Here is a 26,186-nt window from a genome sequence, read left to right as displayed (position 1 = left end):
GCTTTCCCCGCTTCACGAGCGCGAAACGCCATCAGAGTCAATCCTTATTTCGTTGCCTGTTCGCTTCCGCTCGGCCGAACGCCGTAACGATCGAAGATCGCATCCTGGGTGCCGTTGCCGATCAGGCGGTCGAGTTCGCGCTGCATCTTCTCGACCGTTTCCTTGTCCATGTCGCGATGGCAGGCGATGCCGTAATATTCTCCTTCCAGCATCAATGCCGCCTCGACGGGCTTGCCCTCGGCACGCATGCTTTCGAAGGTCTTCTCCGATGTCATCATCAGGTCGATGCGGCCGCCGATCAGTTTCTTCAGCGTCGAATCGAGATTGGTCGCATAGTCGATCTTCTCGAAGCCGTGTTCCGTGAGGTAGGTGGCGGAAAAATCTTCCCGCTGGGTGCCGATGGTGAACCGCTTTGCCGCATCGATCGAACCGGGGGCGGTGTCAGATCCCTTGCGCCGGACCATGATCATGTGGTCGACGAGCAGCGGCTGCACCCACTGGAACAGCTTTTCGCGCTCGGTGTTGCGGCCGGTGGTGAAGACGCAATAGGACGCATCGGTTTCTGCCAGCATGTAGGCCCGCGCCCAGGGCAGGACTTCGATCGTATAGGGAAGCTTCAGCCCCTCCATGATCGCGGTTACCTGCTCGACCGAGGCGCCGCTTGCGCCGCTCGAAGTCGAGAAGTTGTAGGGCGGGTAGTCCTCGGTGACGAATTTGATCGTCTGTGCTTCGGCGGCGGTGGAAAGGCCGAGGAACAATGCCAGGATCAGCTCTTTCACGCCTTGCTCCTTCGCGCCAGTGTCTGGCCGTTATGCCTGGATGTTGGCCTTGACTTCGGAATCGCTCTCCAGCATGGCCAGCATCTTGCCGATCGGCATGGGGCGGCTGAAAAGATAACCCTGCCCACAATCCACACCAAGCTTGCGCAGGAGTTGCCACTGCTCCTTGGTCTCGATGCCTTCCGCGACCACGGTGCAGCCCATCTGGTGCGAGATCGTGCGGATGCCCTTGATCAGCATCCGGCTCTTGCGGCGGATATCGGCGGTGCCGGAGCTGAGCGAACGGGTGAAGGACTGGTCGACCTTGACGATGTCGACCGGGAAGCGGTTGAGGTAGCTCAGCGACGAGTAGCCCGTTCCGAAATCGTCGAGCGCGATCCGGCAGCCGAACTCGTTGAGCTGCTTCAGCACCGCGTGCACTTCCGGATTGTCGAGCATCAGCACCGCCTCGGTGATTTCGATGACGATCCGGTTCGGCGAAATATGGTGCTTGAGGAGCAGGGCCGCGAGCTTGTGCGGCAGCGTAAGCTCGAACTGCAGCGGCGAGAAGTTTACCGCGAGATAGGTGTTCTGCGTGCCGTCGAGGGCGGAGATATCAGCCAGATGCCGGATAGCCTTTTCGAGAATGCAATCGCCGATGCGGGCGATCGTTCCCGTTTCCTCGGCAATGCCGATGATCTTGCCCGGCGGCATCACGCCCTTTTCCGGGTGGTTGAGGCGCATCAAGGCCTCGAAGCCGGCGATCTGGCCGTCGCTGAGGCTGACGATCGGCTGCAGCCACGCCTCGAAGTGATCGTCCTTGAGGGCCGCTTCGATGCACTGTTCGATCTCGTGGCGCTCGCGCGCGGCATCGAGCATGCTGGCGTCGAAGACCTGCAGACCGTTCTTGCCGTCGCGTTTGCGCGCATACATCGCCATGTCGGCGTTGAGCAGCAGGTCCGAAGCATTCTCGGCGTGCTCGGGATAAACGGAGATGCCGACGCTGGCGCTGACGAAAAGTTCGTTGCCGGCAATCGGCATCGGCTCGCGCAGGGCACTGACGATGCGCTCGCCGATTTCAGACGCAAGAGTGGCGACGTCCTTATCCGATACCAGGATCGCGAACTCGTCACCGCCGAGGCGTGACATGACATCGTCAGGGCGCAGGGTTGCGCGGATCAGCTCGACCGTGTGGCGCAGAACCTCGTCGCCGGCGGCATGGCCGAAATTGTCGTTGATCCACTTGAAGCGGTCGAGGTCGATGAACAGGCAGCCGACCTGGATGCCGCAGGCATCGGCGGTGACGATCGCCTCGTCGAGTGCCGCCTCGAAGCCCTGGCGGTTGAGAAGGCCGGTGAGGTGATCGGTGATCGCCTGGGCATGGTTGCGGCTTTCGGCCTGCTTCAACGCGGTGACGTCGGTCATGACGGATAGCGACAGGTCGCCATCGCCGGCCGTTTCCGTCTCCAGGATCAGCACGGTCATGAACGCGCCGTCTGCTTTGCGGAAGGGGACTGTGACCTCGCAGATGTCGTGGTCGCCGACGGCAATCGCCTTGGCGTGGCTGCGGTAGGTCTCGTGCCAGTGCGGGTCGATGAAATCGGTGAAATCCTCGCCGATCACCTGTTCGCGGTGATAGCCGGTTGCCAGCAGCCAGTAATCGCTGACGGCGCAGAGGCGGTTGTCGGTGTCGAGCGAGAACAGCATCGCCGGGGTCAGGTTGTAGATGTCGGTGGCGCGCTCATGCGCGCTCTTCAGCTCCATCGACTCACGCTCGAGCCGGTCCTGCATCTCGTTGAAATTGGCAGCCAGCGCGCCCATTTCGTCGTCCGAGGTCCAATCGACCCGGTGGCGCGAGCCCAGGCGCCGGGTCGCCTCTATGGCGGACGTCAAGCGCATCAGTGGGCGAATGACGGTGAAGCGGTTGCCGATGAGCGCGGCGGCAAAGACGGTGGCTACGGCAATCAGCAGGATGGCGAGGATAGCCAGCTCGTCCTTGCTGAACTGCGATAGCAGGCCGGGTGTCGGCGCGCGCACTTCGATGCTGCCGATTTCCTTGATGCCGTCGATCGAGTCGTAGGAAATGGGTGTTTTCAGGCTGCGGCTGTCGCTGTCGATGCCGAGGCCGCCGGAGGGCATCTGCGCGAGGATCGAGCCGGAGGTGTCGCGGATGGTGACAGCGACGATATCGGTGTCGTTCATCAGCGAGCGGGCGATGCGCTTGATGCCGTCGCTGTCGAAATCCCAGATCGGCTTGCCCAACGCTTCGGCGCTTGCGCCCATCAGAAGCTCGATGTTGTGCAGGCGCTCACGGGCGGCGCGTTCGCTGGAGATGCTGAGGAAGAGCACGAAGAGTGGGGCAACGAAAACCAGCATTGCACCGCAGACAATCGCAATAAATCGGTTCTCGACGGAATGCATCACTGGACGCATCCCCCAGGCGTTGCCACTCGTGTCATTTCGGATTCTCTTTAGACGCTTGCTTACAAATTTCCCCGGCGCAAGAACATCATCAAAACCTTAAATGTTGCTGAAATTGCTACGTGACAATTCGTGAGGAAGCCTGCTCGATTGCAGGACAGGGACAGCACGGCGGCAACCGGTGCGTTCAACGCAAAAGGCCCGCCTCGTTTGACGGGGCGGGCCTTTCAATGGGTACCGCAGGGTATCCGGCCGATGCCGGATCGCCGCTTCACCTCAAGGTGAATCAGGCTTCTGCTTCGCCTTCTTCTTCTTCCTTCAGACCGCCAGCCGGAGCAGCGATCGTGGCAACCGTGAAGTCGCGGTCGGTGATAACCGGGGTCGCGCCCTTCGGCAGCTTGATGTTGGAGATGTGGATCGCGTCGCCGACCTTGTGACCCGACAGGTCAACGGTCAGGAATTCCGGAATGTCGTCGGCAGCAACGGCCAGTTCGACTTCGTGGCGAACGATGTTGAGAACGCCGCCGGCCTTGAGGCCCGGGGACTTCTCTTCGTTGACGAAGTGAACCGGAACCTGAACGGTGACCTTGCTGTCCTTGGAGACGCGCAGGAAGTCAACGTGCATGGTGAAGTCGCGGACCGGATCCAGCTGGTAGTCCTTCGGCAGGACGCGGATCTTTTCGCCGTTGACGTCGATGACCGCAACGGTGGTCATGAAACCGCCGGCGTGGATCTTCATCGTCACGTCCTTGGTGGACAGCGCGATCGAAATGGGGGCCTGCTTGTCACCGTAGATGACAGCTGGGATAAGACCGTTGCGACGGAGTTCACGGGAGGACCCCTTACCAACCCGTTCGCGCGTCTCGGCCTTGAGCTCATAAGTTGCGTGGCTCATAGGTAGACCTTTCTATGTCTAATTCTGGAGAGTTCATCCGCAATGCGGAAAAACCGAAGCCGCATGGGCTTCATCCGCGTTGCCTCCAAGGGTGTCTACGCGGACGGGCGGTGCATAGACGAGATCACCCGCAAATGCAAGCTTTGCCGCGGTTTTAAAGCATGTGGCGCAGAGTGCACAGCGGTTTTGCGATAACGACTTGCGTGAAATCAAAGTGCGAAGGCGCGTCGCGCTCAGGCCTTTTTGCGCGTGAAGCGCGCCAGCGCCAGCATCAGGCCACCGGCGATCAGCCCCCAGAAGGCGCCCGAAACGCCGCCGAAGCTGACGCCGGAGGCGGTGACCAGGAAGGTGATTGCGGCCGCCTCGCGTGTCCTGGCGTCGGTGAAGGCCGCCATGGCGGAGCCGGCAAAGGCGCCGACAAGCGCAAGACCGGCGACTGCCTCGATCAGCACCGATGGTGCGAGGCTGACGAAGGTGGTGACCGCGCCGGCGAGCAGGCCGAAGATGACATAGAAGATGCCGGCATTGATCGTCGACCAGTAGCGTCGCGCCGGATCCGGATGGCTGTCGGCGCCGGCACCCATGGCCGCCGTGATCGCCGCAAGGTTGACCGCATGGCCGCCGAAGGGCGCGCTCAGCATCGAAAACAGGCCGGTCGTCGCGAACAGCGGGCCGGGGGTGGGGTTATAGTCATTGACCTTCATGACGGCGATGCCGGGAATGTTCTGCGACGCCATTGTAACGATGAACAGCGGCAGCGCGATGCTGATCATCGCAGGCGTCGTGAAGGCGGGCATCACGAATTCCGGCCGCGGCACCAGAGCCGAAGACAGCTCGGCCAGGGCATCAGCAGGCATTTCGACGCCAAAGGCGATCACCAGCACGAAGGCGAGCAGGGCGGCCGGCACCGCATAGAGCTTGTTGACGCTGCCGACGATCGCCCAGGCCAAGAGGATCGGCAGGCCGAACAGCGGATTGAAGCCGATCGCCTTGACCGGGGCAAAGCAAAGGCTGAGCAGGACGCCGGCCAGCATGGCATTTGCCAGTGTCGCCGGAATGGACGAGACCATGCGGCCGAGCGGCTTCCAGAGGCCGGCAATAACGATGAGCAGGCCGCAGACGAGGAAGGCACCGACCGCGGCGTTGAAGCCGCCCTCGACCATGCCGGAACTGGCGAGCAGCGCGGCACCAGGCGTCGACCAGGCGACGCTGACCGGCAGCCGGGTCACGGCACTGAGGATGACGGCGCATACGCCCATCGAGATCGACAGCGCCATCAGCCCGGATGCGGCCTGTGCTTCTGTCGCACCGACGCCGCCAAGGCCGTGAAGGACGACGGCGAAGGAGCTGGCGAAGCCGACAAAGGCGATCAAGAGACCCATGAAGAGGCTCTGGAGCGAGAAGTCACGAAGCATGGCTGGCAACCGGTTGTTGTGAATGAGTGTCGGATGATGCTCGAACTCGCGTATCATATTCCGCCGGCGTGTCGATACCGCCGGCGTGATGAACGCATCAAACGCGCTGATGCGGGCATGAAGGTGGACCTTCGTCTTGCTGGACCTCTCATCCAATCGATGCCTATAGTATGGCCAAAGCAGGCTCAGCCGTTTGGGAGATCGGGTGGGACTTGCGTTGCCGGACGTGGCTTGCAGGGAGGAAACCGATGCCTGCCGTCAGGGATCATACGGAATACGTCTATCAGGTTGCGCACCGGTCCTCGGCGGCTGCAAGCTCGCCGGTGGCCGCATCCTGGCGCCGCTGCATGACGCTCCATGGCCTGGCACCTGAGGATCGGCGCACACCGGTTCGACTTTCCGATAGCGAGTTCCGATTGGCGCGGCAGCGATCGGCCGAACTGATCGCCGAGGCGGGCGGCGAACTCGACCGGCTGTTTGCGACGGTCGGCAAGGCCGGCTGCTGCCTGCTTCTGACCGACGACAAGGGCGTGGCGCTGGAGCGGCGTGGTGCGGTCGGTGACGATGCGGATTTCCGCGATGTCGGACTGTGGTCAGGAACTATCTGGAGCGAGGCCAGCGTCGGCACCAACGGCATCGGCACGGCGATCGCCGACGAGCGCGCCGTCATTATCCAGCGTGATCAGCATTTCCTCAGCAGCAATATCGGGCTTAGCTGCACGACCGCGCCGATCCGCGATCACCTCGGCCGGCTGGCGGCGGCGATCGACATCTCCACCTGCCGCGATGATGCGTCGGAGATCACCGTCTCGCTTTTGTCACAGGCCGTGCGCGATGCGGCCGCGCGTATCGAGGCGGGGCTCTTCCGTCGAGCCTTTGCCGGATCGCGGATCGTGCTCGTGCCGATCGACCGGGCAGGGCCGGCACTTCTGGCTGTCGATCGCGACGACCTCGTCAAGGGCGCGACACGCGCGGCGCGGCAATGGCTCGGACTCGACGACAAACGCATCGCCTCGGGCATTCCGGCATCCGATCTTCTCAAGGAGGATCCGTCCGGCGACGGGAGCGAGCTTCCCGATGCCGAGCGGGCCGCGCTTCGGCGCGTGCTGTCGCGCGCCAATGGCAATGTGTCGATGGCAGCCGAACTGCTCGGCATCAGCCGCGCCACGCTTTATCGCAAGATGAAACGGCTTTCGGTTAACTGAACTTTTACCTCAAATGAGGCTGCCCCCTCATCCTAACCCTCTCCCCGCTGGCGGGGAGAAGGTCCCGGCAGGGGGATGAGGGGCGGAAGCGGCTCGAATCACTCATCAACGCGCCGCTTATTGCGCTGCAGCACGCTGACCTCAGCCCAGGTGTCTCACATCTGAAACAGATCGCGTCGCTGGCGATCGTGCCTCACTATCGAACACGCACGTTCGGCTTCACCTTCCTCTCACAGCTTTGGTTGCTGTTCACAGGGAGGAATGAACATGTTGCATCAGAAGATCGTCGAGAGCCCGTTCAAGCAGAAATACGGCAACTTCATCGGCGGTGAATGGCGCGAGCCGGTGGCCGGGCGCTATTTCGACAATACGACGCCGGTGACCGGCGGCGTGCTGTGCCAGGTCGCGCGCTCGGATGCGGCCGACATCGAGCTTGCGCTCGACGCTGCCCATGCCGTCCGCGAGAAGTGGGCGCGCACGTCGGCTGCGGAGCGGTCGAACATCCTGATGAAGATCGCCAGCCGCATGGAAGACAATCTGGAGCTTCTGGCGCGCGCCGAGACCTTCGACAACGGCAAGCCGATCCGCGAAACCATGGCCGCCGACATTCCGCTGGCGATCGATCATTTCCGCTATTTCGCCGCCTGCATCCGCGCCCAGGAAGGTTCTATCGGCGAGATCGACCACGACACGGTTGCCTATCATTTTCACGAGCCGCTCGGCGTCGTCGGCCAGATCATCCCCTGGAACTTCCCGATCCTGATGGCCGCATGGAAACTCGCGCCGGCGCTGGCCGCTGGCAATTGCGTGGTGCTGAAGCCGGCCGAGCAGACGCCGGCCTCGATCCTGGTCTGGGCAGACCTCGTCGGCGACCTGTTGCCGGCCGGCGTGCTCAACATCGTCAACGGTTTCGGTCTTGAAGCCGGCAAGCCGCTGGCCACCAGCCCGCGCATCGCCAAGATCGCCTTTACCGGCGAGACGACAACCGGGCGGCTGATCATGCAATATGCCAGCCAGAACCTCATTCCGGTCACGCTCGAGCTTGGCGGCAAGTCGCCGAACATCTTCTTCGCCGACGTGCTGGCCGAGGACGACGACTATTTCGACAAGGCGCTCGAAGGTTTCGCGATGTTCGCGCTCAACCAGGGCGAAGTCTGCACCTGCCCGAGCCGCGCCCTGGTCCAGGAAAGCATCTATGATCGCTTCATGGAGCGGGCGTTGAAGCGTGTCGAGGCGATCCGACAGGGCAACCCGCTCGACAGCGCCACGATGATCGGCGCGCAGGCGTCGAGCGAGCAGCTCGAAAAGATCCTCTCCTATATCGACATCGGCAGGCAGGAGGGCGCTGAGGTGTTGACCGGCGGCGGCCGCAACGTGCTCGAAGGCGAGCTGGCGGAAGGCTTCTACGTCAAGCCGACCGTCTTCCGCGGGCACAACAAGATGCGGGTGTTCCAGGAAGAGATCTTCGGGCCGGTGGTGTCCGTCACCACCTTCAAGACCGAAGCCGAAGCGCTGGAGATCGCCAACGATACGCTCTACGGCCTTGGCGCCGGGGTCTGGAGCCGTGACGCCAACCGTTGCTACCGCTTCGGCCGCGAGATCCAGGCGGGCCGGGTGTGGACCAATTGCTACCATGCCTATCCGGCCCATGCGGCCTTCGGCGGCTACAAGCAATCGGGCATCGGTCGCGAGACCCACAAGATGATGCTCGACCATTACCAGCAGACCAAGAACATGCTGGTGAGCTACAGCCCGAAGGCGCTCGGCTTCTTCTGAGGCTTCGCCATCGTTCCCTCTCCCCTATGGGAGAGGGCCTCCCAGGTGTGGCCGAGGGCTCTTCTCCAGCTCTCGCCCTCGGTCCACCCCGACTTTGAAAACGCAAGGCGCGGCGCTTGTTTCAAGGCGCTTGATTCGCGCATATCGTCATCGCAAAACCGCTGCACACTTTTGCGCGACATGCGCAAGGAGGCTCAACATGACCACCACCGAACCGCGCGTGCTGGCGACCGACGCGGCGCTCGAGTTCATCGCCGAGATCAGGCGCGATCATCCCGACATCCTGTTCCATCAATCGGGTGGCTGCTGCGACGGCTCGTCGCCGATGTGTTATCCCGCCGACGACTACATCGTCGGCGACAATGACGTGAAGCTCGGCGAGATTGGCGGCGTTCCCGTCTATATCAGCGCCAGCCAGTTCGAAGTCTGGAAGCATACGCAGTTGATCATCGACGTGGTGCCGGGCAGGGGCGGGATGTTCTCGCTCGACAATGGTCGCGAGCGACGCTTCCTGACGCGTTCGCGCCTCTTCGGTGGTGGCGAGGCCTGCCCGCTGGCGGCCACAGCCACGGCGACAAGCGCCGGCGCATGACCGCTACTTCCGCCAGCGTGAGCTGACAGCCGTGTCCTCTGTTGCGCTGCCTTCGCGACCGTTTTTCGTCCGATCCGCGCGCGTTCTACTGCAGACTGCCGTCGCCGCCGCGGTCGGCCGCCTTGAAATCGGCCATCACGCTGTTCAGGAACTCGCTTTGGGTGATCTTGCCGTCGCGGTTCACGTTGATGGCGGCAAACTGTTGGGCGTTAAGGACAGGCGCTACCTCGTCGGCGCTTAGAGTGCCGTCCTTGTTCTTGTCCAGATTTGCGAAAGCCGTTGTCATGAAGGCCTGATATTCGGACCGGCTGATCACGCCGTCGCCGTCGCGGTCGAGCCGATCCATTTGCCCCTGATACATCGCCGCAGGCTTATCCTGTGCGGCGACCGGAGCGAACTGGCAAAGCACGGATGCCATAAGGAGAGTCACTTTTCGCATCTCGTAGCCTTTCGCAATCAGCGGCAAGTCAAGGCATTACCAACCGCACCGCCAAGGGTGGCGCCGCCGCCGACAGCCCAGAGCTGACCGGTGCCTGCGCCGATGGCCGAGCCGGCGAACCCGCCAAGGATTGCGCCGCTGACGGTCCCGGCAAGGCAGCCGAAATCGCCGGTGCTCGTCCGAGAGTACGTAGCAGATTGGCAACCAGACAAGGCGAGGCCGCCTGCAAGAATGAGGGTTAGCGTACAGTTACTCATCTTTTCCTCCAAAATTATCCGGGGTGATCGGGATAGATCGGGGAGCCGCCATTTGCGTGGCGCTGCATGGAAGTAACGTTCCGATTATGTTCTTCTAAGAATCAAAAAGGCTTCTGTTCGATCAGAAGCACGTCATTGATGAACAATGCTGTCTGCAGAGAAAGGTGTCAGCAACAGCGGGCAGATGTTACCCCTTGGGATGGAAGATGACAACTCTCGGGGGCCGTTGCTACAGCGCCGCGCCTCCAACTAGACGCGCAAAGATTGCTGTAGCGCTTTGATTTACTGCATAATTCTTTCGCTAGACCGTTTTCGATTTAACGAAAGAATTATGCGCTAAGGCATGTCGCACAAGAGTGCACAGCCGTCTTGCGACAACGACATGCGTGAAATCGAGCCTTGGAAGCGCGTTGCATAGGGCTGCCTAAACGCAACGCGCTTTTCAGGAACGACAGAAAATGGGCGCCAAATCCCGCTTGACGAAGACGGATGCTTTTGCGGGCGGCCGAGCCTCTCTCAGTCGAAGAGGCTCGAAACCGATTCTTCCTGGCTGGTGCGGTTGATCGCCTCGCCGAGCAGAGTTGCCGTGGTGATGACGCGGATGTTGTGCGCCGACTGAACCGCCGTCGTCGGCTGGATCGAGTCGGTGATGACAAGTTCCTTAAGCATCGACGAGGTGACGCGGGCAACCGCGCCGCCGGAAAGCACGCCGTGGGTGATATAGGCGGTAACGCTCGTTGCGCCGTTCTTCAACAGCGCTTCGGCCGCGTTGCAGAGCGTGCCGCCGGAATCGACGATGTCGTCGATCAGCAGGCAGTCCTTGCCCTTCACGTCACCGATGACGTTCATCACTTCGGATTCACCCGGGCGGTCGCGGCGCTTGTCGACGATGGCAAGCAGACAGTCGAGACGCTTGGCGAGCGCACGGGCGCGTACCACGCCGCCGACGTCGGGCGAAACGACCATGACGTTCTTCAGGTCGTAGTTTTCCTTGACGTCGCGGGCGAGGATCGGGATCGCATAGAGGTTGTCGGTCGGAATGTCGAAGAAGCCCTGGATCTGGCCGGCGTGAAGATCGAGGGTCAGCACGCGATCGGCGCCGGCCTCGGTGATCAGGTTGGAAACCAGCTTGGCCGAGATCGGCGTGCGCGGACCGGGCTTACGGTCCTGGCGGGCGTAGCCGAAATAGGGCAGCACCGCGGTGATGCGGCGGGCCGAGGAGCGGCGCACCGCGTCGATCATGATGAGCAGTTCCATCAGGTGATCGTTGGTGGGGAACGAGGTCGACTGGATGATGAAGACATCCTCGCCGCGCACGTTTTCGCCGATCTCGACGAAAATCTCCTGATCGGCAAACCGCCTTACGGTCGCTTTTCCAAGAGGCAGGTTGAGATAGTTGCAGATCGCTTCGGCCAGCAGCCGGTTCGAATTGCCTGCGAAAACCTTCATTGACGGACCGCCTTGAGCTGGCGCGGCTACCGTCCGGGTTCATTTCCGGGAGCGGCATTTTCCGCGCAGATTCCGAGAGCCATTCCAATCGCGGACATTCATTGCGGATGGCCGCCGTTCAGAGCTGATCGGCCGCTTTTTAGCGACACTGAACTTGAATGCAAGGGGAATGCTGCGCCGCGAAGCGCATTATCCTAAAAACTTTGTATCAACGGGGTCTGGATTGCCGCCATTCGAGGTAGGCGCTGATGGTTTTGGTGGCGATTGCCTGCATGGTTTCGGCCGGAATGCCCTCCCAGAGATCGGCACCGACAGTGGCAACTGAGTCCTGCCCCTGAATGCGGTGCAGCCGATTGCCGCTGCCGTCGAGCACATCCCAGACGTAGACGATCGTGGTCTTGCCATTGTCCTTCAGGGCCGAGAAGTAGCCCTTGAGGATATGTTCGCTGCTGGCATCGGCCGAACCCTTGATCGTCAGGCCATGGCTGCGCGCCTCGGCGCCGAGCTGTTTCGACAGCGGCGTGACGGCGGCGACAGGCGCGCCGATGATCGGCAGGAAGCGGATCGTCCCGCTCGTCGCCGTGCTTGCGGAAGGCACGGAGGCAACGGCCGGCTGCTGCTGCTGAACCTCTTCGGCAACAGGTTCGGATGTTTCCACAGGCGCCGGCTCGGCGAGCATCGTCGTGTTCTGCACCGGTTCCACACCGGAAGCCAGGCGACTTGCCTGCGCCTCAAGCGAGCCGGCGGGATCGGTGTAGGTGCTGTCGCCGGTCGCATATTCCGTCGGCATGCTGGCAGGTGCCGGCTGGGAGGCGAAGGCCCGGGTCCGCTGCACCGGCGAGCTTTGCACCGGAACGACGGCGGTCTGCGTCGACATCGATTCGAGGTCGGACTGCGTCACCGGCGGCGAGCGGAACGTTCCGCCGCCGACATCGACCTGCGGTATCAGCGCGTCCGTGCTGTTACAACTTGCCAGGGCCGCTACAAGGCCAAGGCTTGCGATGGGCGTGATAAGCTTTCGCATCGTTCAAACCGTCCGTCTTTCCTTCGCGGCAGTTCTGTGAAGTCATCTCCTGTTGTCTGCCATTTCAGCGCGAGTGTAGGCGGATTTCCCTAAGCAGAAATGAAGTCCAGCCCATAACGGGAAAGAGCACGCGGCGTATCGGTGGTTGTGATGTAGGTCTGGCCGAGCGTCATGGCCGTGCCGCTGTCGGAATCCATGATGATCATGTGCACGAACAGCGACATGTCAGGCTCGATCTCCTGCGGGTTGCCGACATGGAACATCTGGTGCTCCATCCAGGACGGCGAGAAGCGCGCGCCCAGCGAATAACCGCAGGTGTTCAAGCGGTGCCGGGCCAGGCCGCGCTCGTCCATGATCTTGGCGTGCACGTCGAAGACCGTGCCGAAGGTGTTGCCGGGGCGCAGCACCATCTCGATCGCCTGGATGGTCTCACGGCAGGCGCTGTAAAGCTCGCGGTGGCGGTTGGTCGGTTCGCCGATCACGACGGTGCGCATCATGGCGGCGTGATAATGGGCGCTGACGCCCGCCCATTCCAGCGTCAGCTGATCCTGGCTGTCGAGCAACCGGCGGCCGGCCTTGTAGCGGCAGAGCAGCGCGTCGGCGCCCGACCCGATGATGAACTCGTTGGCGGGGTAGTCGCCGCCGCCGGCAAGGATCGCTCCCTGCATCGCGGCAAGGATGTCAGCTTCGTTGCCGCCGGGGCCGATCAGCGGCAGCGCGGCGTCGAGCGCGTCATCGGCAAGGCTTGCGGCCTTTTCCACATGGGCGATTTCGGCCGGGCTCTTGATCAGGCGCAGCCGGCTGACGAGCAGCGAGGCATCGACGAGCTCGCCGAAGGTCGAAAGCTGGTTGTCGACAAGGCGTGCGGTGCGGCCGGTCATGCCATGGGTGTCGTATTCGACGCCGATGCGGCTGCCGAGCAGGTCCATTTCGCTCAAGAGGTTCTTCAGGTCCATCGTCGGGTCGGCGTTGACACGGTCGACCCAGATCTCGATGCGCTCGATATTGGAGGTGTGACGGGCCTGGCGCAGGTCGGCCGAGCGCGTCAAAAGCACCATTGAACCGTCCTTCTTGACCACCAGCGTCTGGAAGAAGCAGTAGCCGAAGGTGTCGTAGCCGGTCAGCCAGTACATGCTTTCCTGGGCAAAGAGCAGAACCGCGTCGAGCTTGTCTTCGCGCATCTTCGCGGTCAGCCGCTCAAGGCGGGCGGCATATTCCTCCTGGGCAAATTGAAGCGCCATGTCAGGTCTCCCGTATGCAAATTGCGGATATCTGCCGGCCGTAGTCCGGCTCCTGCCGATGCGTGGTGCGGCGGTAGGAGAAGAAGCGATCCTCGTCTGCATAGGTGCAGATGTCGAGGTTTTCGGCGGTAACGCCGGCTGCGGTAAGGCGTGCGATGGTCAGGCCCGGCAGATCGAACATGGCGTGGCCGTCGCGTTCGGATGGGTTGAAGAATTGCGCATAGCTGCCATCGGTCGCCAGGAACCGATCGACGAACTCGGCGCCGACTTCGTAGTTGCGCCGGCTGATCGAAGGTCCGAGACAGGCGACGATGCGTTCGCGGCTGGCGCCGAGCGTCAGCATCGCCTCGATCGTGCTTTCGAGCACGCCGCCGAGCGCGCCCTTCCAACCGGCATGGGTCGCGCCGATGACACCGGCGTCGGCATCGGCAAACAGAATAGGTCCGCAATCGGCCGACAGAACGCCAAGCACGATGCCGGGCGTCGCCGTCACCAGGGCGTCGGCCGTAGGTCGGCTGCCGTCGTAGCTTGCGTCCACGACGATGGCGTCGGGGGAATGGACCTGATGGACGGTGGCAAGCTGTTCCGGAGCGGCGCCGAACCAGCGGCTGACACGAGCGCGGTTCTCACCGACCCGCTCCTTGTCGTCATTCGAGCCGAGACCAACATTCAGTCCGCGATAGATGCCTTCGGAAACGCCGCCTTGGCGGGTGAAATAACCATGTGCGATCGCCGGACCGGCCTTGTCGCTAAAGAGCGAGCTTTGCACGGGGGAAAGCGCGGCATCATGCTGCATCGGTGTTTTCGCCCTTTGCTTTGACGTGAGTTTCAATGGGGTTGGGGGCACGTGTGGCCCGGTGGCTGGCGGCTGATTTGCCAGCGCGATGTTGACCCGCGATGGCGGGGCTGTCAATTGCCGAACGACAGGGGTGCCGTTCGGCGCGGGCTTAGGGCCGATGGCGCAAGGCGCCAATCCCAAGGCTCAAGGGGCGCAGGAACACCCCAGGCCCTCTATATGATTTTCACCCTTGGCCGGCCACGCCCGAAGCAATCATGCCTTGGGTTTGCGAAACGGCGGAAGCGCGATTGGCGGGCTGCTGACGGCGAGCACCTTGAAAAGTTCGCCCATCTTGCCTTCGCCGGATCCGGCAAGCCTTTCGACGTCCTGGCGGATGCCTTCCTGGATCATTGCATCCTTCTCGCGGCCCAGCGCCGCGGCGCGCTCCAGAAGACCAAGGCCGATCAGGAAATCGCCCTGGTGAGCAAGCCCATTGATCTGCACGCCGTCGTTCTGCGCGCGCCGCGCCAGTTGCTCGAAGTCGACATGGCTGGTCAGGTCGGCGCGTCCAGGGTTGGCAAGTGGCGGATCGTACTGATGGTCGAGCAGCGCTTGCAGCGTGTCGCCGTAGTTCGTCGCCAGGTGCCCGTAGTCGATGATGACGGCGGTGCCGCCGCCGATCTTCAGCCGTTCGCAAAGGGCGGCCATGACTGCGTCGCGGGCAGGCGCGATCTCGAAGATCGTGCCTTCGGCAACTGCTTGTGCGGGCGTCGGCAACAGTGTCGGGTCGATGCCGGCAATCCCCGCGGCAAATGTCAGCTCGTCCTCAGCGTCGAGGCCGACCATGCGTTCGCGAAACCCTTGCGGCGTTCGCACGAACTGGCGGATCGGGATGGCATCGAAAAGCTCGTTGGCCGCCAGGAGCACAAAACCCTCCGGCAGCGTTTCGAAACTGGTGTGCCATTCCACCTTCTCGCCATGGGCGGCCAGTGTTTCCGCCTGGATCTTGCGCAGGCGATCACTCGTTTCGACGAGATGGACGCTGGCGGTGGCATAGAGTTCGGGGGACAGGCGCCTGACGACCCGTAGGACGTCGGACATCATCGTGCCGCGGCCGGGGCCGATCTCGACGATCACGGGCTGCTCCGGCGCGCCATGCTGCTGCCAGGCATGAACCAGGAAGATGCCGATCATCTCGCCGAAGAGCTGGCTGATTTCAGGCGCCGTGGTGAAGTCGCCCGCTTTGCCGAAGGGTTCGCGAACGCGATAGTATCCGTGCTCCGGATCCGCGAGGCAGAGCGAGAAATAGTCGGTGACGCTGATCGGTCCGTTGGTCCTGATCAGCGTCTTTATCTTGTCCGCGAGTGGTGTCGTCATGCGCCCGTCCAATTATGCAGCAGCGACGGCGGCCCGGCACGCCCGGGCGATGGCCCAGATGCCGGCAAGCGCCATCGGCAGCGAAAGCAGCATGCCCATGGTCAACCAACCGCCGGCGAGATAGCCGATCTGCGCGTCCGGTTCGCGGAAGAATTCGACGAAAATGCGGCTTGCGGCATAACCGAGCACAAAGATGCCGGTGACAAGACCCGGCGATTTCAGCGCATGGCGGCGATAAATGAACCAGGCGATGACGGTGAGCAGCACGAGACCCTCGAGTGCCGCCTCATAGAGTTGGCTCGGGTGGCGGGCAAAGGGGCCGCCGGTCGGAAACACCATTGCCCAGGGCATGGACGACAGCCGGCCCCAGAGTTCGCCATTGATGAAGTTGGCGATGCGGCCGAAGAACAGGCCGATTGGCACCACGGTCGCGACGATATCGAACATGCTCCAGATGGCGATGCCGTTCCTGCGCGCAAAGACGATCATGGCGATGGTCGTGCCGAGGAAGCCGCCGTGGAACGACATGCCGCCATTCCAGATCTCGAGCGCGCGGATCGGGTTTTCGAGAACGGAGCCCAGATCATAGAAGAGGATGTAGCCGATGCGGCCGCCAAGCACGATGCCGCCGGCGGCCCAGAGCAGGAAGTCGTCGAGCTGCGCCAGGGTTGCCGCGGGTTCGCCATTGCGCCAGAGCGACGTGTTCTGCACGAGGCGGCGCGCGTAGTACCAGCCGATGAGGATACCGGCGACATAGGCCAGTCCGTACCAGTGGACAGCGAGCGGACCGATCTGGAAGATCACGGGATCGATTTGAGGGAAGGGGAGAATGGCGAGGCGGGTCGCGATGGTTTCCAAAATGTCTTCTCGTTCCGGACCGGTTGTTTTGCCGGAACATGGCGATCGAATCCGGCGGGGTCAAGGCCGCTTGCGGCCGACGGCCAGCCACAGTTTGGTGATTTTTCTTGCATCCGTTCGCGCCTGACCCTACCTGAAAACCAGGACCGCATCGCAGTGCGAGGCGGCGGCTGAATATGGAGATCAGAACGATGAGCACAGGCGCCAACCGCATCATGGATGATTTTGCCAAGTTGATGACCGATGCCGCAGGGGCGGCCCAGGGTGTGCGTCGCGAGGTCGAGACCGCGTTTCGCGCCCAGGCCGAGCGCGCGATGAATTCGCTCGATGTCGTCAAGCGCGAGGAGTTCGAAGCCGTGAAGGAAATGGCGATCAAGGCGCGCGACGAAAACGATGCGCTTCTGGCGCGTATCGAGGCTCTGGAAGCGCGTCTCGCCGAAAGTGGCAAGTAACGCGATTCTTGCGAAATAACGGCTTTTCAACGTTTCTACTTCGCCCGCGGATCGATTCTGCGGGCGTTTTGCTGTCGTTATTCCTTGGCGGTGTGAAACGCCGCACAGGGAGGTTAATAAAACCTGAAAAGTTTTCCACCTGTGGACACTGGCAAAAAACCCTTATGCCAGAGTCGCTTAACCACCCGCGCTGAATCGAAATGGCAACACGCAAGTGGTTGTACCCGGCTATTTTTCGGCCGGGGGGCTGGCAGCCTGACTCCGCCATTATACACTGATTTTAAATGATGATTCGAAACGGACCACGCAAGCTCCAGGCAGGGTAAGTCAGCCAGGATGGATGTGAGTTCAGCAATCATAGTGTGTTCTTATTCAGTGCCAGGTTTGCAGAGTTGCGTCTTGTAAACGTGATAACGCGCGCCTGTGTCGCGCCTACTAGGGTGATGCATGAGCCTTTTGGAAATGGAAATCGAGCGTCAGTCCAACCCGGTCGATATGATCGAGTTTGTGGCCGCCACCAATGACTGGTCATTCGAACGGTCGGGCGAGGACGAGATCGCCATGACCGTGGAGGGCAAGTGGGCGGACTACCACGTTTCCTTCTCGTGGATGGAAGAGTTCGAGGCGCTGCATCTTGCCTGTGCCTTCGACATCAAGGTTCCCGACAGCCGCGTCAACGAAGTCATCCGTCTTCTGTCGCACATCAACGGTCAGGTGCTCATGGGGCATTTCGATCTGTGGCGGCAGGAAGAGGTGGTGATCTTCCGGCAGTCGCTGCTGCTCGCCGGCGGCGCCGAGCCCACCAATCAGCAGGTCGAAGTTCTGCTTTCGAGCGCGCTTGATGCCTGCGAGTCCTATTTCCAGGCGTTCCAGTTCGTCGTCTGGTCGGGCATGGATGCGCAGCGCGCCGTTGATGCGGTGCTGTTCGAAACGGTCGGGGAGGCTTGAGATGGCAGCCGTCGCTTCCGGTCCCATCGTTCTCATCGGCGCCGGCAACATGGGCGGCGCCATGCTCAGCGGTTGGCTGAAGAGCGGCGTCAAGGGCGCCGACATTCTCGTCATCGATCCCGGCCCGCCGCCGGCGATGGCAAAGCTGATCGCCGACAATGGCGTCAGTCACGCGACCTCGGCTCCCGCTGGCGTCGAGGCTGCGGTGATTTTCATCGCCGTCAAGCCGCAGGTGATGGAGGCGGTGCTGCCGCCGCTGAAGACACTCGTCGGTGCAAGCACGGTGATAGTTTCAGTCGCTGCCGGCAAGACGCTTGCCTTCATCGAAAGCCATCTGGGTGCTACCGCCACCGTGCGCGCCATGCCCAACACGCCGGCGATGATCGGGCGCGGTGTTACCGGCGCCTTTGCCAATGCCCGCGTCAGCGACGCGCAGCGCGGCCAGGTACATGATCTCCTGAAGGTCAGCGGCCCGGTCGAATGGGTCGAGACTGAAGCCGATATCGATGCCGTCACCGCCGTTTCCGGAAGCGGTCCGGCCTATGTCTTCTACCTCGTCGAGTGCATGGCGGAGGCCGGGCGCAAGGCCGGTCTCAAGGCGGACCTCGCCATGCGGCTCGCGCGGGAAACCGTCGCGGGGGCTGGTGAACTCCTTTATCAGTCCCCCGACGACGCTTCGCGGCTGCGCCAGAACGTAACCTCGCCGGGTGGCACGACCGCCGCAGCACTCGCGGTGCTGATGGCCGATGACGGGATGCAGCCACTTTTCGACAAGGCCATTGCCGCTGCCCGCCAGCGCGCCGAGGAACTGGCCGGTTAATTCAAGAGCATTGTCATGTCGGAAACGATTACTTTCGCAGATTTCGAACGCGTCGATATTCGTGTCGGCACCATCATCGAAGCCGAGGTTTTCCCCGAGGCGCGCAAGCCGGCCTACAAGCTGCAGATCGATTTCGGCCCTGAAATCGGCATAAAAAAGTCATCGGCGCAGATCACGGTGCACTACCAGCCTGAGGATCTCATCGGCCGGCAGATCATGGCAGTGGTCAATTTTCCGCCACGCCAGATCGGTCCTGTCCGTTCCGAGGTTCTTACGCTGGGCTTTGAAGACGAGGCTGGCGCAATCGTGCTGGCCGCCATCGACAAGGCGATTCCCAACGGCCGCAAACTGATGTGATCCGATGACAATCCATGTTGATCTGATACCCGAGCGCGTCAAGGTCTCCTGCCTTTGGCGCGCGGCTGATGCTGCGCGCGACTGGCGCGCCAGCCATGTTCTCTCGCTGCTCGATCCGGAATTGCCCGATACCGACGTGCCTGTTATCGCCGAGGCGAGCCACCGCGTCGTGCGCATGCGCGATCAGGAAAACGCCGGTGCGACGCAGCATTTCCCGGATCTGGTCCTTGAAGTGTTCGAAGCGATGCGGCCGGCTGCCGACGACAGGTCGAGCCGCATTCTGGTGCATTGCCATGCCGGCGTCAGCCGTTCGACCGCTTTTGCCTATGGTTTGATCGCCCACCAGCTCGGCGCCGGCCGCGAGGACGAGGCTTTTCGGGCGCTTTTGATGATCACCAGAAAGCCCTGGCCGAACCGCCGGATCATCGAGATCCTCGATGCGTCGCTTGGTCGTGAGGGCCGGTTGCTTGCACCGCTCGACGCCATGCGCGCGCGCCATCCGCGTCGCATCGATGCCTGGCACCGCTTCAACGAGCGGCGCGGCCTGATTTCCATATATTCGCGCTAGAGCATTCCAGGAAAAGTGCGAAGCGGTTTTCCGTCAAGAAATGCGTAAAAACAAAGAGATAGAGCGTTTGTGCGGTTCCGTCTAAATCGGAAACGCTCAAGAATAAACCGGCCGAAGGTGGGCAGCGCTTTCGGGGAAAACGACTTGCTTGGGGATGCTCACGCGTCCGACAGCAACGCGTCGGCGTAGCGCTTGAGCGAGCGATTGTAGCGGGGCAGATGGCGCGCCAGACGGCCGAGCGCCAGGCCCGCCGCCTCCTGCGCTCGTCCGGCATCGACGAGCGAGAGCGCCAGAAAGCCTAAGACCGCATCGTCGAGTTCGTCGGATGGCATTGTCCGTTCGGCCTCCAGCAAGGCAATGCTCTCTTCGATCTGCCCGAGATTGCGCAGCGTGCTTGCAAGCTGGATGGTGGCGCGGCGGCGGCGAATGCCGGAGAGGCCACCGGCAAGCGCCTGCCGATACAGAGGTGCTGCATTTGCTTCGTTGCCGAGGGAATCCTGGGCTGATGCACGCTCGAAGAGGCCGATCGGATCGCCGTCCGGAAGTTCGGCGGCCAGCACATCGAGCCGTGCGATAAACGCGTCCGCGTCCATATGGCCGAAATCCGCCCAGTGCAGCGCCAGCCGCTGTTCCCAATCGTCCCAGTCTAGCGTGTCGGACAAGTCCGGAGCCTCCATATTTGCAGCGCTGACCAGATCGCCCCGCTCACGCCGGCAAACGCACGGTTGCCCGCAGGCCGCCAAGCGGGCTGTCGCCAAGCGTGACGTTGCCGCCGTGGCTGCGGGCGATGTCGCGGGCGATCGCGAGGCCGAGGCCGGTTCCCGAACTGTCGAGATTGCGCGCCTCGTCGAGGCGGAAGAACGGCTTGAACACGTCCTCGCGCGAGCGCTCGGGAATGCCGGGCCCGTCGTCGTCGACCGTGATCGTCACCCATTTGGCGCTGTGGCGTGCCTCGATATTGACCCGGTTGGCGTAGCGATAGGCGTTGGATGCCAGGTTGGCGATAAGGCGGGTGAAGGCGTTCGGGCGAACACGGACCTGGTCCTCCCCCTCGACGGAGGTCGTCAGCGTCTTGCCGTGCAGTTCTGCTTCGGCGGCAAGACGCGTCATCAGGTCGCTGAGCTTCAATTGCCCGACGTCTTCCTCAGCCTCCCCACGGGCAAAGGCGAGGTAACCTTCGAGCATGTTCTGCATGTCGTCGACATCCTGATTGAGGCTTTCGAGGTCGGGGTTGTTGCCGGCGAGCGCCAGCTGCAGCCGGAAGCGGGTCAGGATGGTTCGAAGGTCATGACTGACGCCGGTGAGCATGGCCGTGCGCTGCTCGATCTGGCGCTCGATGCGCTCGCGCATCTGGATGAAGGCAAGGCCGGCGCGGCGAATTTCATCAGCGCCACGCGGTGCGAAGTCGTCGATCTTCTGGCCCTTGCCGAAACTTTCCGCTGCCTTGGTCAGCGCCAGGATCGGCCGGATCTGCCCGCGCAGGAACAGGATGGCGATCGACAGCAACACCAGCGAGGCGGCAACCATCCAGACGATGAAGATATGGGTGTTGGAGGCGTAGGCCCGGTTGCGGCGGGCATAGACCCGGAGCATGCGGCCGTCGTCGAGCTTGATGCGGATTTCGACAAGGTTGGAATTGCCGACCGTGTCGATCCAGAAGGGGCGGCGGACCTGGTCGGAGATCTCCTCGCTCAAGATTTGATCGAGGATCTCGAAGAAGGGCTTGGGCCGCGGCGGCGGCAGTTCGCCGCCCGGTTCGACGGAAATGCTGAGATTGAGCTGGTCGCGGGCGATGCGGACGATTTCCGAAATGTCGCGATCGGCGGGGAAAGTGGCGATCAGATCGACGATTGCCGCGATATCTCCGGTCACGGCTGCCGAGAGGCGCTGTGTCACCAGTTGCCAGTGCCGCTCCATGAAGATGAAGGCGACCACCGATTGCAGCAGCACCATCGGGATGATGACGATGAGCAGCGAGCGGGCATAGAGGCCCATCGGCAACCGCCGGCGCAGCCAGCGGGTGACGCGCTTCCACGGATTGTCGCTCGGGTTTGCCGCCTCGCGCCGCATACTGTCAAAGCTTGCCATCGGTTTCCGCTGCCCTCATCGGGGTCGCCACTCTAAAGCGCGTCGCGATCTCCGGGATTCGCTTCTTGCGCTTTAATTTCTTGTTTCTGCGCATGTCGCGCAAAACCGCTGCGCACTTTTGCGCGACATGCTTTAGTCCACGCTCAATCTATAGCCGATGCCGCGGACCGTCTGTAGCCAAACGGGATTGGAGGGATCGTCCTCGATCTTGCGCCTCAGGCGATTGATCTGGACATCGATGGTGCGCTCGCCGACCTCGGCATCGTCGCCGATCAGCTCGTGGCGCGGGATCGTCTCGCCGGCGCGTTGGGAGAACAGCGTCATGATTTCCTGCTCGCGGTCGGTAAGGCGGATGTGATCGGCGCCGCGTCGAAGCTCCTTGCGTACCACGGAGAAGGTGTAGGGACCGAAGATCACCTGATCGATCTTGGGCGCCTGGGCCGGCTGGTTGCGCCGCAGGATATTGCTGATGCGCAGCACCAGTTCGCGCGGCTCGAACGGCTTGGAGAGATAATCGTCGGCGCCGGCTTCGAGGCCCTCGATGCGAGAATTCGATTCCGCCAGCGCCGTCAGCATCAGGATCGGCACGGTCTTGATCTGGCGCAGGCTCTGCGTCAGGGAAATGCCGCTTTCGCCGGGCATCATCACGTCGACGATCAACAGGTCGAAATCGAGACCGACCAGCTTGCGTCGCGCTTCATCGGCGTCGGCGGCGGTCGTGACGCGAAAACCCTGTTCGACCAGATAGCGGTTGAGCAGATCGCGGATACGCCTGTCATCGTCGACGATCAGTAGATGGGCTGCATCGTCGGAGACTGTCGCTTTTGTTGTCATGCCTAGCTTTCCCCCGTCGCCCGCCGATAGCGGGCTTTCGACATTTCAGTCCCCGGCGCCGTTCTTCATGCAGGCAAGGAAGCGCTTGACGGTTTCGCGCGCGCCGGGACCCGTCTTTGCCAATGCATCGGCTATGCGGCGGGACTGTGGCTCGGCAAGCGCACGGGCAAGCGCCTGGCCTTCCTCGGTGGTATAGAGCATGCGCTGGCGCCGGTCCTCTGGCCCCGTGACCTGCCGGATATAGCCGGAATCGATCAGCTGCTTGAGCACGCGGGCCAGGCTCTGCTTGGTGATCTTCAGCGTATCGAGCAGGTCTGCCACGGTCATGCCCGGCTCGCGGTCGACAAAGTGCACGACGCGGTGATGGGCGCGGCCGAAGCCGCTCTTTTCCAGGATCGCATCCGGATCGGAGGTGAAGTCGCGATAGGCGAAGAAAAGCAGCTCGATGATTTCGAAGTCGATCGTATCATCGTCGTGCGCGACCGTGTCGCCCACATATCGGGTGTTTTCTTTGGATTGGCCGGCCACGCGGTCATTTCCTTTCAGCCAAGTTGCAACTTACGAAACAATCGGAAAAATATGTCAGCTTTATTGACATATTTTTACCGCGTTGGTAGCGTCCATGCTCGGTAAGCGAGACATTTGGCGGCGGTAATACCTCAGGAGGATATGCCGCGCCGCACTGATCGCAAATCCAAAATCTCGAAATTGAATTTTCCCACAATCAGTTTGCCGATAAACTGAAAGCGGGAAGATAATCAACAGCAAGAATGGCGCACAAGCGCCAGAGGACGACATCATGGCAGCGGTTCCTTTTGATCAGTTGGACGGCGAAATCTGGTTCAACGGCGAGTTCGTCGCGTGGAAGGACGCCAAGATCCACGTGCTGACCCACGGCCTGCACTATGCAAGTGCCGTATTCGAGGGTGAGCGCGCCTATGGCGGCCGCATTTTCAAGCTGACCGAACACAACCAGCGCCTTCACAACTCCGCCGAAATCCTCGGCTTCAAGATTCCCTATTCCGTCGAAGAACTGGACGCGGCGAGCGTCGAACTTCTGAAACGTCAGGGCTTCTCCGAAGCCTATGTCCGGCCGATCGCCTGGCGCGGCAGCGAGATGATGGGCGTTTCGGCCCAGAGCAACCGCATCAACGTGGCGATCGCCATCTGGCAGTGGGGCAGCTATTTCAACCCGGCCGAAAAGCTGAAGGGCATTCGTCTCGATATCGCCGAATGGCGCCGCCCGGATCCGAAGACGGCGCCGTCGAAATCGAAAGCTGCCGGCCTCTACATGATCTGTACGATCTCCAAGCATGCGGCGGAAGCCAAGGGCTATGCCGACGCGATGATGCTCGACTACCGCGGCCAGGTGGCTGAAGCGACCGGCGCCAACATCTTCTTCGTTAGGGATGGCGTCATCCATACGCCGGTGCCGGATTGCTTCCTCGACGGCATCACCCGCCGCACGGTGATCGAGCTGGCGAAGCGCCGCGGCTACCAAGTGGTCGAACGGGCGATCATGCCGGAAGAACTGTCCGGTTTCAGCGAGTGCTTCCTGACCGGCTCTGCCGCCGAGGTCACGCCTGTTTCCGAGATCGGCCCCCATCGCTTCACGCCGGCAACCATCTGCGAAACGCTGATGAACGACTACATGAAGGAAGTCTATCCGGTTGCAGCGGCAGCCGAGTAACCGGATTATCCCTGAATGCAGAAAAGGCGGCCCAGGGCCGCCTTTTGTCTTGCTACGGATATCGTTCGGAAGGCGTCAGGCTTGTTTTCCGAGGAATTGCCCGACGATGCCGCTCAACACACCGCCGCCGACGAGGCCGCCGAGTGCCTGCATCGCAAGACCAGTTGCGGCCGCTTCGCCACCGAGCATCTGGATCAGGAACCCCCCGCCGAGGCCGCCGATAGCGCCGACGATCGTGCGTGCGACGACACTGAATGCCCCTTGCTTCAACACTGCGCTGGCCGCGTTGCCGCCGGCCGCCCCCGCGATCAATTGGGTAATGATTGGCATTAATGCTTCCATTGATCCCTCCGTATCCAGGCCCGTCGAAGACGAGCCGCCAAATGCCGATGATCCGGCAAGGACAGGTTGAGGCCGAATTTAGACTCTTGTCAATTTGGGGAAGTCACGGCTGCCTTCTGTGAAGGCGTTACTCGCTAAAATGTTGCTGTTTCATGCCGGAAACCGCGCTTTTCGAGCTTCGAAAGCCGAAAAATGACAGAATTACTGCAGTGTTCGAGGATCGTTTCAGCCGCCCGTGGCTAAAAAAGACTGGTGATTCGCTGCAGTGCAAACGAAAACTCCAGCGGCCAAGCCGCTGGAGTTGGTTGTGTATTCGCCCACGTGGAGGCGTGTTTCGTTTAGCGATAGACGTAGACGATGCGGCGTGTTGTCGGCTCGACCAGAACCGGCTGGCCGTTGATGCTGACATAGTCGTAGCTATAGTCCGGCACGCGGCGCACTTCGACTGTCTGCGGCAGCTCGGCGCCGACCACGACTTCGCCGTCGAGATAGACGGTTTCGCCCGGGTTGGTGGTGATATAGGTGCGCACCGTATCCGGCGGCGCGATCGGATCGACCTCTTCGACAGGGCCGAGCAACTCGTCACCGGGTGCAGGCATTGGCGGATCGCCGGCCTGCGCCTCATAGGTCACGACGGGAACCGCCAGGTCGGCGCGTCGATCCTGAACGACGACAGCAGCGCCGCCGAGATCGGTGGTCAGATATTGGGCATAGACCCAGCCACGAAGGCCGTTGACGTCGACACGGCACCACTTGCTGCCTTCGATGCAGCCATCAAGGACTGCGGTGCTGCCGCGTGTTGCCAGGCCAACGGTGGGATATTGCGGGCCCGGGCCAGCGCGGACATTGAGGTCAGTGACGGTTGTGGCGGTCATGGCTGCGAAGGCTGCCGAGGTGCCAGCTACGAGTACGAAACCCGCAGCCGCGGCAGTTCGCAACAGGGTGCTGGTAAGGTTCTTCATCATCATGCTCCTTCGTTATCCCTGATGAGCAAACGCAGCGATGGTGGGGATGTTCCCGCGGTAACGTCACGAAATGTGAAGATGCGACATACTAACCCTGTCGCAGTTCAACCCGGCGTTACGCCGAGGGAACTGTTTCGCGATCAAAGTATTTTTCCTGTCGATGTCGGGCAGGCGCCCGAGGGAACGATCAGCGATATGCCCGCGCAAAGAAGGTGAGCACGGGCAGGAGAGGGAGGTTCAATGTCGAATTCAGCTGTTAATCCGGTAAATCCTGCCATCAACGGCTTGCGCCCGGTGGTGGCAATCGTCGTTGCGGCCGAACTGCTTGTCTCGGCCTTGCTGCTTACCACCGTGCAGCTCCCCGCACCTCAGTCTCCATCAGCGGAAATTGCCAGCCTGCGTTAAAGCGCGTCGCGATCTCCACTGCATGTTTCCTTAGATCGTATTCGATTTAAGGCAGCATGCAGTCATTTAAGTGCTACCGCGACCTTTGCGCATCTAATATGACGCGCGGCGCTCAAGGATTCGCTTGCTGCGCTTTAAGCTCTTGTTTTTGCGCATGTCGTCATCGCAAAACTGCTGAACACTTTTGTGCGACATGCTTTAATTCGCGCTGTGTCTGATGCCGTTTGGCGCT

Annotated in this window: 28 protein-coding genes; 10 read left to right on the top strand and 18 right to left on the bottom strand. The window is 61.8% G+C overall.

Features of this window, described 5'->3' with window-relative positions:
* Positions 1-44: 44 nt before the first annotated feature.
* The 4 genes from ASD02_RS19620 to ASD02_RS19605 form a co-directional block, all read right to left on the bottom strand.
* Positions 45-779, bottom strand: coding sequence for a transporter substrate-binding domain-containing protein (locus ASD02_RS19620; protein WP_025427934.1), 735 nt, complete (start codon positions 777-779; stop codon positions 45-47).
* Between the two features lie 30 nt (positions 780-809).
* Positions 810-3,182, bottom strand: coding sequence for an EAL domain-containing protein (locus tag ASD02_RS19615; protein WP_025427933.1), 2,373 nt, complete (start codon positions 3,180-3,182; stop codon positions 810-812).
* 283 nt (positions 3,183-3,465) lie between these two features.
* Positions 3,466-4,074: a 50S ribosomal protein L25/general stress protein Ctc gene (locus tag ASD02_RS19610; RefSeq protein ID WP_025427932.1), complete on the bottom strand. Its 609-nt coding sequence runs from the start codon at positions 4,072-4,074 to the stop codon at positions 3,466-3,468.
* Positions 4,075-4,307: 233 nt separating this feature from the next.
* Positions 4,308-5,489: a benzoate/H(+) symporter BenE family transporter gene (locus ASD02_RS19605; protein ID WP_025427931.1), complete on the bottom strand. Its 1,182-nt coding sequence runs from the start codon at positions 5,487-5,489 to the stop codon at positions 4,308-4,310.
* A gap of 248 nt (positions 5,490-5,737) precedes the next feature.
* On the opposite strand from ASD02_RS19605, the gene ASD02_RS19600 reads away from it, so the two are divergent.
* From ASD02_RS19600 to ASD02_RS19590, 3 genes are all read left to right on the top strand, one after another.
* Entirely contained in the window at positions 5,738-6,694 is a 957-nt protein-coding gene (locus ASD02_RS19600) for a helix-turn-helix domain-containing protein (RefSeq protein WP_025427930.1), read from the top strand.
* Between the two features lie 267 nt (positions 6,695-6,961).
* Positions 6,962-8,470 (top strand): aldehyde dehydrogenase, encoded by a 1,509-nt coding sequence (adh, locus tag ASD02_RS19595; RefSeq protein ID WP_025427929.1) that lies wholly within the window; start codon positions 6,962-6,964, stop codon positions 8,468-8,470.
* 199 nt (positions 8,471-8,669) lie between these two features.
* Positions 8,670-9,062 (top strand): DUF779 domain-containing protein, encoded by a 393-nt coding sequence (locus ASD02_RS19590; protein WP_025427928.1) that lies wholly within the window; start codon positions 8,670-8,672, stop codon positions 9,060-9,062.
* 85 nt (positions 9,063-9,147) lie between these two features.
* Here ASD02_RS19590 and ASD02_RS19585 read toward each other — a convergent pair whose 3' ends face one another.
* From ASD02_RS19585 to lgt, 8 genes are all read right to left on the bottom strand, one after another.
* Entirely contained in the window at positions 9,148-9,501 is a 354-nt protein-coding gene (locus ASD02_RS19585; protein WP_025427927.1) for an EF-hand domain-containing protein, read from the bottom strand.
* Between the two features lie 17 nt (positions 9,502-9,518).
* Positions 9,519-9,758 (bottom strand): membrane protein, encoded by a 240-nt coding sequence (locus tag ASD02_RS19580; RefSeq protein ID WP_025427926.1) that lies wholly within the window; start codon positions 9,756-9,758, stop codon positions 9,519-9,521.
* Positions 9,759-10,274: 516 nt separating this feature from the next.
* Positions 10,275-11,207, bottom strand: a complete 933-nt coding sequence (locus tag ASD02_RS19575; RefSeq protein WP_025427925.1) for a ribose-phosphate pyrophosphokinase — start codon at positions 11,205-11,207, stop codon at positions 10,275-10,277.
* A 208-nt stretch (positions 11,208-11,415) separates the two neighbouring features.
* The gene (locus ASD02_RS19570; protein ID WP_057221063.1) at positions 11,416-12,231 is read right to left on the bottom strand and encodes a hypothetical protein; all 816 of its coding nucleotides are present in this window, start codon (positions 12,229-12,231) and stop codon (positions 11,416-11,418) included.
* Positions 12,232-12,320: 89 nt separating this feature from the next.
* Positions 12,321-13,472 (bottom strand): Xaa-Pro peptidase family protein, encoded by a 1,152-nt coding sequence (locus ASD02_RS19565; RefSeq protein WP_025427923.1) that lies wholly within the window; start codon positions 13,470-13,472, stop codon positions 12,321-12,323.
* Position 13,473: 1 nt separating this feature from the next.
* Positions 13,474-14,268, bottom strand: a complete 795-nt coding sequence (gene pgeF / locus ASD02_RS19560; protein WP_025427922.1) for a peptidoglycan editing factor PgeF — start codon at positions 14,266-14,268, stop codon at positions 13,474-13,476.
* A 255-nt stretch (positions 14,269-14,523) separates the two neighbouring features.
* A complete protein-coding gene (locus tag ASD02_RS19555) occupies positions 14,524-15,627 on the bottom strand; it encodes a class I SAM-dependent methyltransferase (protein ID WP_025427921.1) in 1,104 nt (367 codons plus the stop codon).
* A gap of 12 nt (positions 15,628-15,639) precedes the next feature.
* Positions 15,640-16,485, bottom strand: coding sequence for a prolipoprotein diacylglyceryl transferase (lgt, locus tag ASD02_RS19550; protein ID WP_025427920.1), 846 nt, complete (start codon positions 16,483-16,485; stop codon positions 15,640-15,642).
* A gap of 191 nt (positions 16,486-16,676) precedes the next feature.
* Here lgt and ASD02_RS19545 point away from each other — a divergent pair, with 191 nt between their 5' ends.
* From ASD02_RS19545 to ASD02_RS19525, 5 genes are all read left to right on the top strand, one after another.
* The gene (locus ASD02_RS19545; RefSeq protein WP_025427919.1) at positions 16,677-16,937 is read left to right on the top strand and encodes an accessory factor UbiK family protein; all 261 of its coding nucleotides are present in this window, start codon (positions 16,677-16,679) and stop codon (positions 16,935-16,937) included.
* A 447-nt stretch (positions 16,938-17,384) separates the two neighbouring features.
* Positions 17,385-17,885, top strand: coding sequence for a YbjN domain-containing protein (locus tag ASD02_RS19540; protein WP_025427918.1), 501 nt, complete (start codon positions 17,385-17,387; stop codon positions 17,883-17,885).
* Between the two features lies 1 nt (position 17,886).
* On the top strand, positions 17,887-18,705 hold the full coding sequence (proC, locus tag ASD02_RS19535) for a pyrroline-5-carboxylate reductase (RefSeq protein ID WP_025427917.1): 819 nt from the start codon (positions 17,887-17,889) through the stop codon (positions 18,703-18,705).
* 15 nt (positions 18,706-18,720) lie between these two features.
* Positions 18,721-19,062 carry a tRNA-binding protein gene (locus ASD02_RS19530; protein WP_025427916.1) on the top strand — a complete coding sequence of 114 codons (342 nt, stop codon included), beginning with the start codon at positions 18,721-18,723 and terminating at the stop codon, positions 19,060-19,062.
* Positions 19,063-19,066: 4 nt separating this feature from the next.
* The gene (locus ASD02_RS19525) at positions 19,067-19,630 is read left to right on the top strand and encodes a protein-tyrosine phosphatase family protein (RefSeq protein WP_025427915.1); all 564 of its coding nucleotides are present in this window, start codon (positions 19,067-19,069) and stop codon (positions 19,628-19,630) included.
* Positions 19,631-19,788: 158 nt separating this feature from the next.
* On the opposite strand, the gene ASD02_RS19520 is transcribed toward ASD02_RS19525, so the two are convergent.
* The 4 genes from ASD02_RS19520 to ASD02_RS19505 form a co-directional block, all read right to left on the bottom strand.
* Entirely contained in the window at positions 19,789-20,292 is a 504-nt protein-coding gene (locus tag ASD02_RS19520; RefSeq protein ID WP_198956839.1) for a tetratricopeptide repeat protein, read from the bottom strand.
* 43 nt (positions 20,293-20,335) lie between these two features.
* Positions 20,336-21,718, bottom strand: a complete 1,383-nt coding sequence (locus ASD02_RS19515; protein WP_025427913.1) for an ATP-binding protein — start codon at positions 21,716-21,718, stop codon at positions 20,336-20,338.
* A gap of 132 nt (positions 21,719-21,850) precedes the next feature.
* Positions 21,851-22,552, bottom strand: coding sequence for a response regulator transcription factor (locus ASD02_RS19510; protein WP_025427912.1), 702 nt, complete (start codon positions 22,550-22,552; stop codon positions 21,851-21,853).
* A 45-nt stretch (positions 22,553-22,597) separates the two neighbouring features.
* Entirely contained in the window at positions 22,598-23,080 is a 483-nt protein-coding gene (locus ASD02_RS19505; RefSeq protein WP_025427911.1) for a MarR family transcriptional regulator, read from the bottom strand.
* Positions 23,081-23,351: 271 nt separating this feature from the next.
* Between ASD02_RS19505 and ASD02_RS19500 the strand changes: the two genes are divergently transcribed.
* Positions 23,352-24,242 carry a branched-chain amino acid aminotransferase gene (locus tag ASD02_RS19500; protein ID WP_025427910.1) on the top strand — a complete coding sequence of 297 codons (891 nt, stop codon included), beginning with the start codon at positions 23,352-23,354 and terminating at the stop codon, positions 24,240-24,242.
* Positions 24,243-24,317: 75 nt separating this feature from the next.
* Here ASD02_RS19500 and ASD02_RS19495 read toward each other — a convergent pair whose 3' ends face one another.
* Entirely contained in the window at positions 24,318-24,584 is a 267-nt protein-coding gene (locus tag ASD02_RS19495; RefSeq protein ID WP_025427909.1) for a hypothetical protein, read from the bottom strand.
* A gap of 338 nt (positions 24,585-24,922) precedes the next feature.
* The gene (locus ASD02_RS19490) at positions 24,923-25,546 is read right to left on the bottom strand and encodes a DUF1236 domain-containing protein (RefSeq protein WP_025427908.1); all 624 of its coding nucleotides are present in this window, start codon (positions 25,544-25,546) and stop codon (positions 24,923-24,925) included.
* 243 nt (positions 25,547-25,789) lie between these two features.
* On the opposite strand from ASD02_RS19490, the gene ASD02_RS39230 reads away from it, so the two are divergent.
* On the top strand, positions 25,790-25,954 hold the full coding sequence (locus ASD02_RS39230; protein WP_164474916.1) for a hypothetical protein: 165 nt from the start codon (positions 25,790-25,792) through the stop codon (positions 25,952-25,954).
* Positions 25,955-26,186: the final 232 nt, after the last annotated feature.

Origin of the sequence: Ensifer sp. Root1252, assembly GCF_001425885.1 — a bacterium.
In the GTDB taxonomy this organism is placed as follows: Bacteria; Pseudomonadota; Alphaproteobacteria; order Rhizobiales; family Rhizobiaceae; genus Ensifer; species Ensifer canadensis.
This window is presented reverse-complemented; position numbering and strand designations above follow the sequence as displayed.

Excerpts from the sequence above, each read along its gene's own strand:
- ASD02_RS19610 (WP_025427932.1), bottom strand. The coding sequence starts at position 4,074 with ATGAGCCACGCAACTTATGAGCTCAAGGCCGAGACGCGCGAACGGGTT.
- ASD02_RS19605 (WP_025427931.1), bottom strand. The coding sequence starts at position 5,489 with ATGCTTCGTGACTTCTCGCTCCAGAGCCTCTTCATGGGTCTCTTGATC.
- ASD02_RS19600 (WP_025427930.1), top strand. The coding sequence starts at position 5,738 with ATGCCTGCCGTCAGGGATCATACGGAATACGTCTATCAGGTTGCGCAC.
- adh (WP_025427929.1), top strand. The coding sequence starts at position 6,962 with ATGTTGCATCAGAAGATCGTCGAGAGCCCGTTCAAGCAGAAATACGGC.
- ASD02_RS19590 (WP_025427928.1), top strand. The coding sequence starts at position 8,670 with ATGACCACCACCGAACCGCGCGTGCTGGCGACCGACGCGGCGCTCGAG.
- ASD02_RS19585 (WP_025427927.1), bottom strand. The coding sequence starts at position 9,501 with ATGCGAAAAGTGACTCTCCTTATGGCATCCGTGCTTTGCCAGTTCGCT.
- ASD02_RS19580 (WP_025427926.1), bottom strand. The coding sequence starts at position 9,758 with ATGAGTAACTGTACGCTAACCCTCATTCTTGCAGGCGGCCTCGCCTTG.
- ASD02_RS19575 (WP_025427925.1), bottom strand. The coding sequence starts at position 11,207 with ATGAAGGTTTTCGCAGGCAATTCGAACCGGCTGCTGGCCGAAGCGATC.
- ASD02_RS19570 (WP_057221063.1), bottom strand. The coding sequence starts at position 12,231 with ATGCGAAAGCTTATCACGCCCATCGCAAGCCTTGGCCTTGTAGCGGCC.
- ASD02_RS19565 (WP_025427923.1), bottom strand. The coding sequence starts at position 13,472 with ATGGCGCTTCAATTTGCCCAGGAGGAATATGCCGCCCGCCTTGAGCGG.
- pgeF (WP_025427922.1), bottom strand. The coding sequence starts at position 14,268 with ATGCAGCATGATGCCGCGCTTTCCCCCGTGCAAAGCTCGCTCTTTAGC.
- ASD02_RS19555 (WP_025427921.1), bottom strand. The coding sequence starts at position 15,627 with ATGACGACACCACTCGCGGACAAGATAAAGACGCTGATCAGGACCAAC.
- ASD02_RS19545 (WP_025427919.1), top strand. The coding sequence starts at position 16,677 with ATGAGCACAGGCGCCAACCGCATCATGGATGATTTTGCCAAGTTGATG.
- ASD02_RS19540 (WP_025427918.1), top strand. The coding sequence starts at position 17,385 with ATGAGCCTTTTGGAAATGGAAATCGAGCGTCAGTCCAACCCGGTCGAT.
- proC (WP_025427917.1), top strand. The coding sequence starts at position 17,887 with ATGGCAGCCGTCGCTTCCGGTCCCATCGTTCTCATCGGCGCCGGCAAC.
- ASD02_RS19530 (WP_025427916.1), top strand. The coding sequence starts at position 18,721 with ATGTCGGAAACGATTACTTTCGCAGATTTCGAACGCGTCGATATTCGT.
- ASD02_RS19525 (WP_025427915.1), top strand. The coding sequence starts at position 19,067 with ATGACAATCCATGTTGATCTGATACCCGAGCGCGTCAAGGTCTCCTGC.
- ASD02_RS19515 (WP_025427913.1), bottom strand. The coding sequence starts at position 21,718 with ATGGCAAGCTTTGACAGTATGCGGCGCGAGGCGGCAAACCCGAGCGAC.
- ASD02_RS19510 (WP_025427912.1), bottom strand. The coding sequence starts at position 22,552 with ATGACAACAAAAGCGACAGTCTCCGACGATGCAGCCCATCTACTGATC.
- ASD02_RS19500 (WP_025427910.1), top strand. The coding sequence starts at position 23,352 with ATGGCAGCGGTTCCTTTTGATCAGTTGGACGGCGAAATCTGGTTCAAC.
- ASD02_RS19495 (WP_025427909.1), bottom strand. The coding sequence starts at position 24,584 with ATGGAAGCATTAATGCCAATCATTACCCAATTGATCGCGGGGGCGGCC.
- ASD02_RS19490 (WP_025427908.1), bottom strand. The coding sequence starts at position 25,546 with ATGAAGAACCTTACCAGCACCCTGTTGCGAACTGCCGCGGCTGCGGGT.
- ASD02_RS39230 (WP_164474916.1), top strand. The coding sequence starts at position 25,790 with ATGTCGAATTCAGCTGTTAATCCGGTAAATCCTGCCATCAACGGCTTG.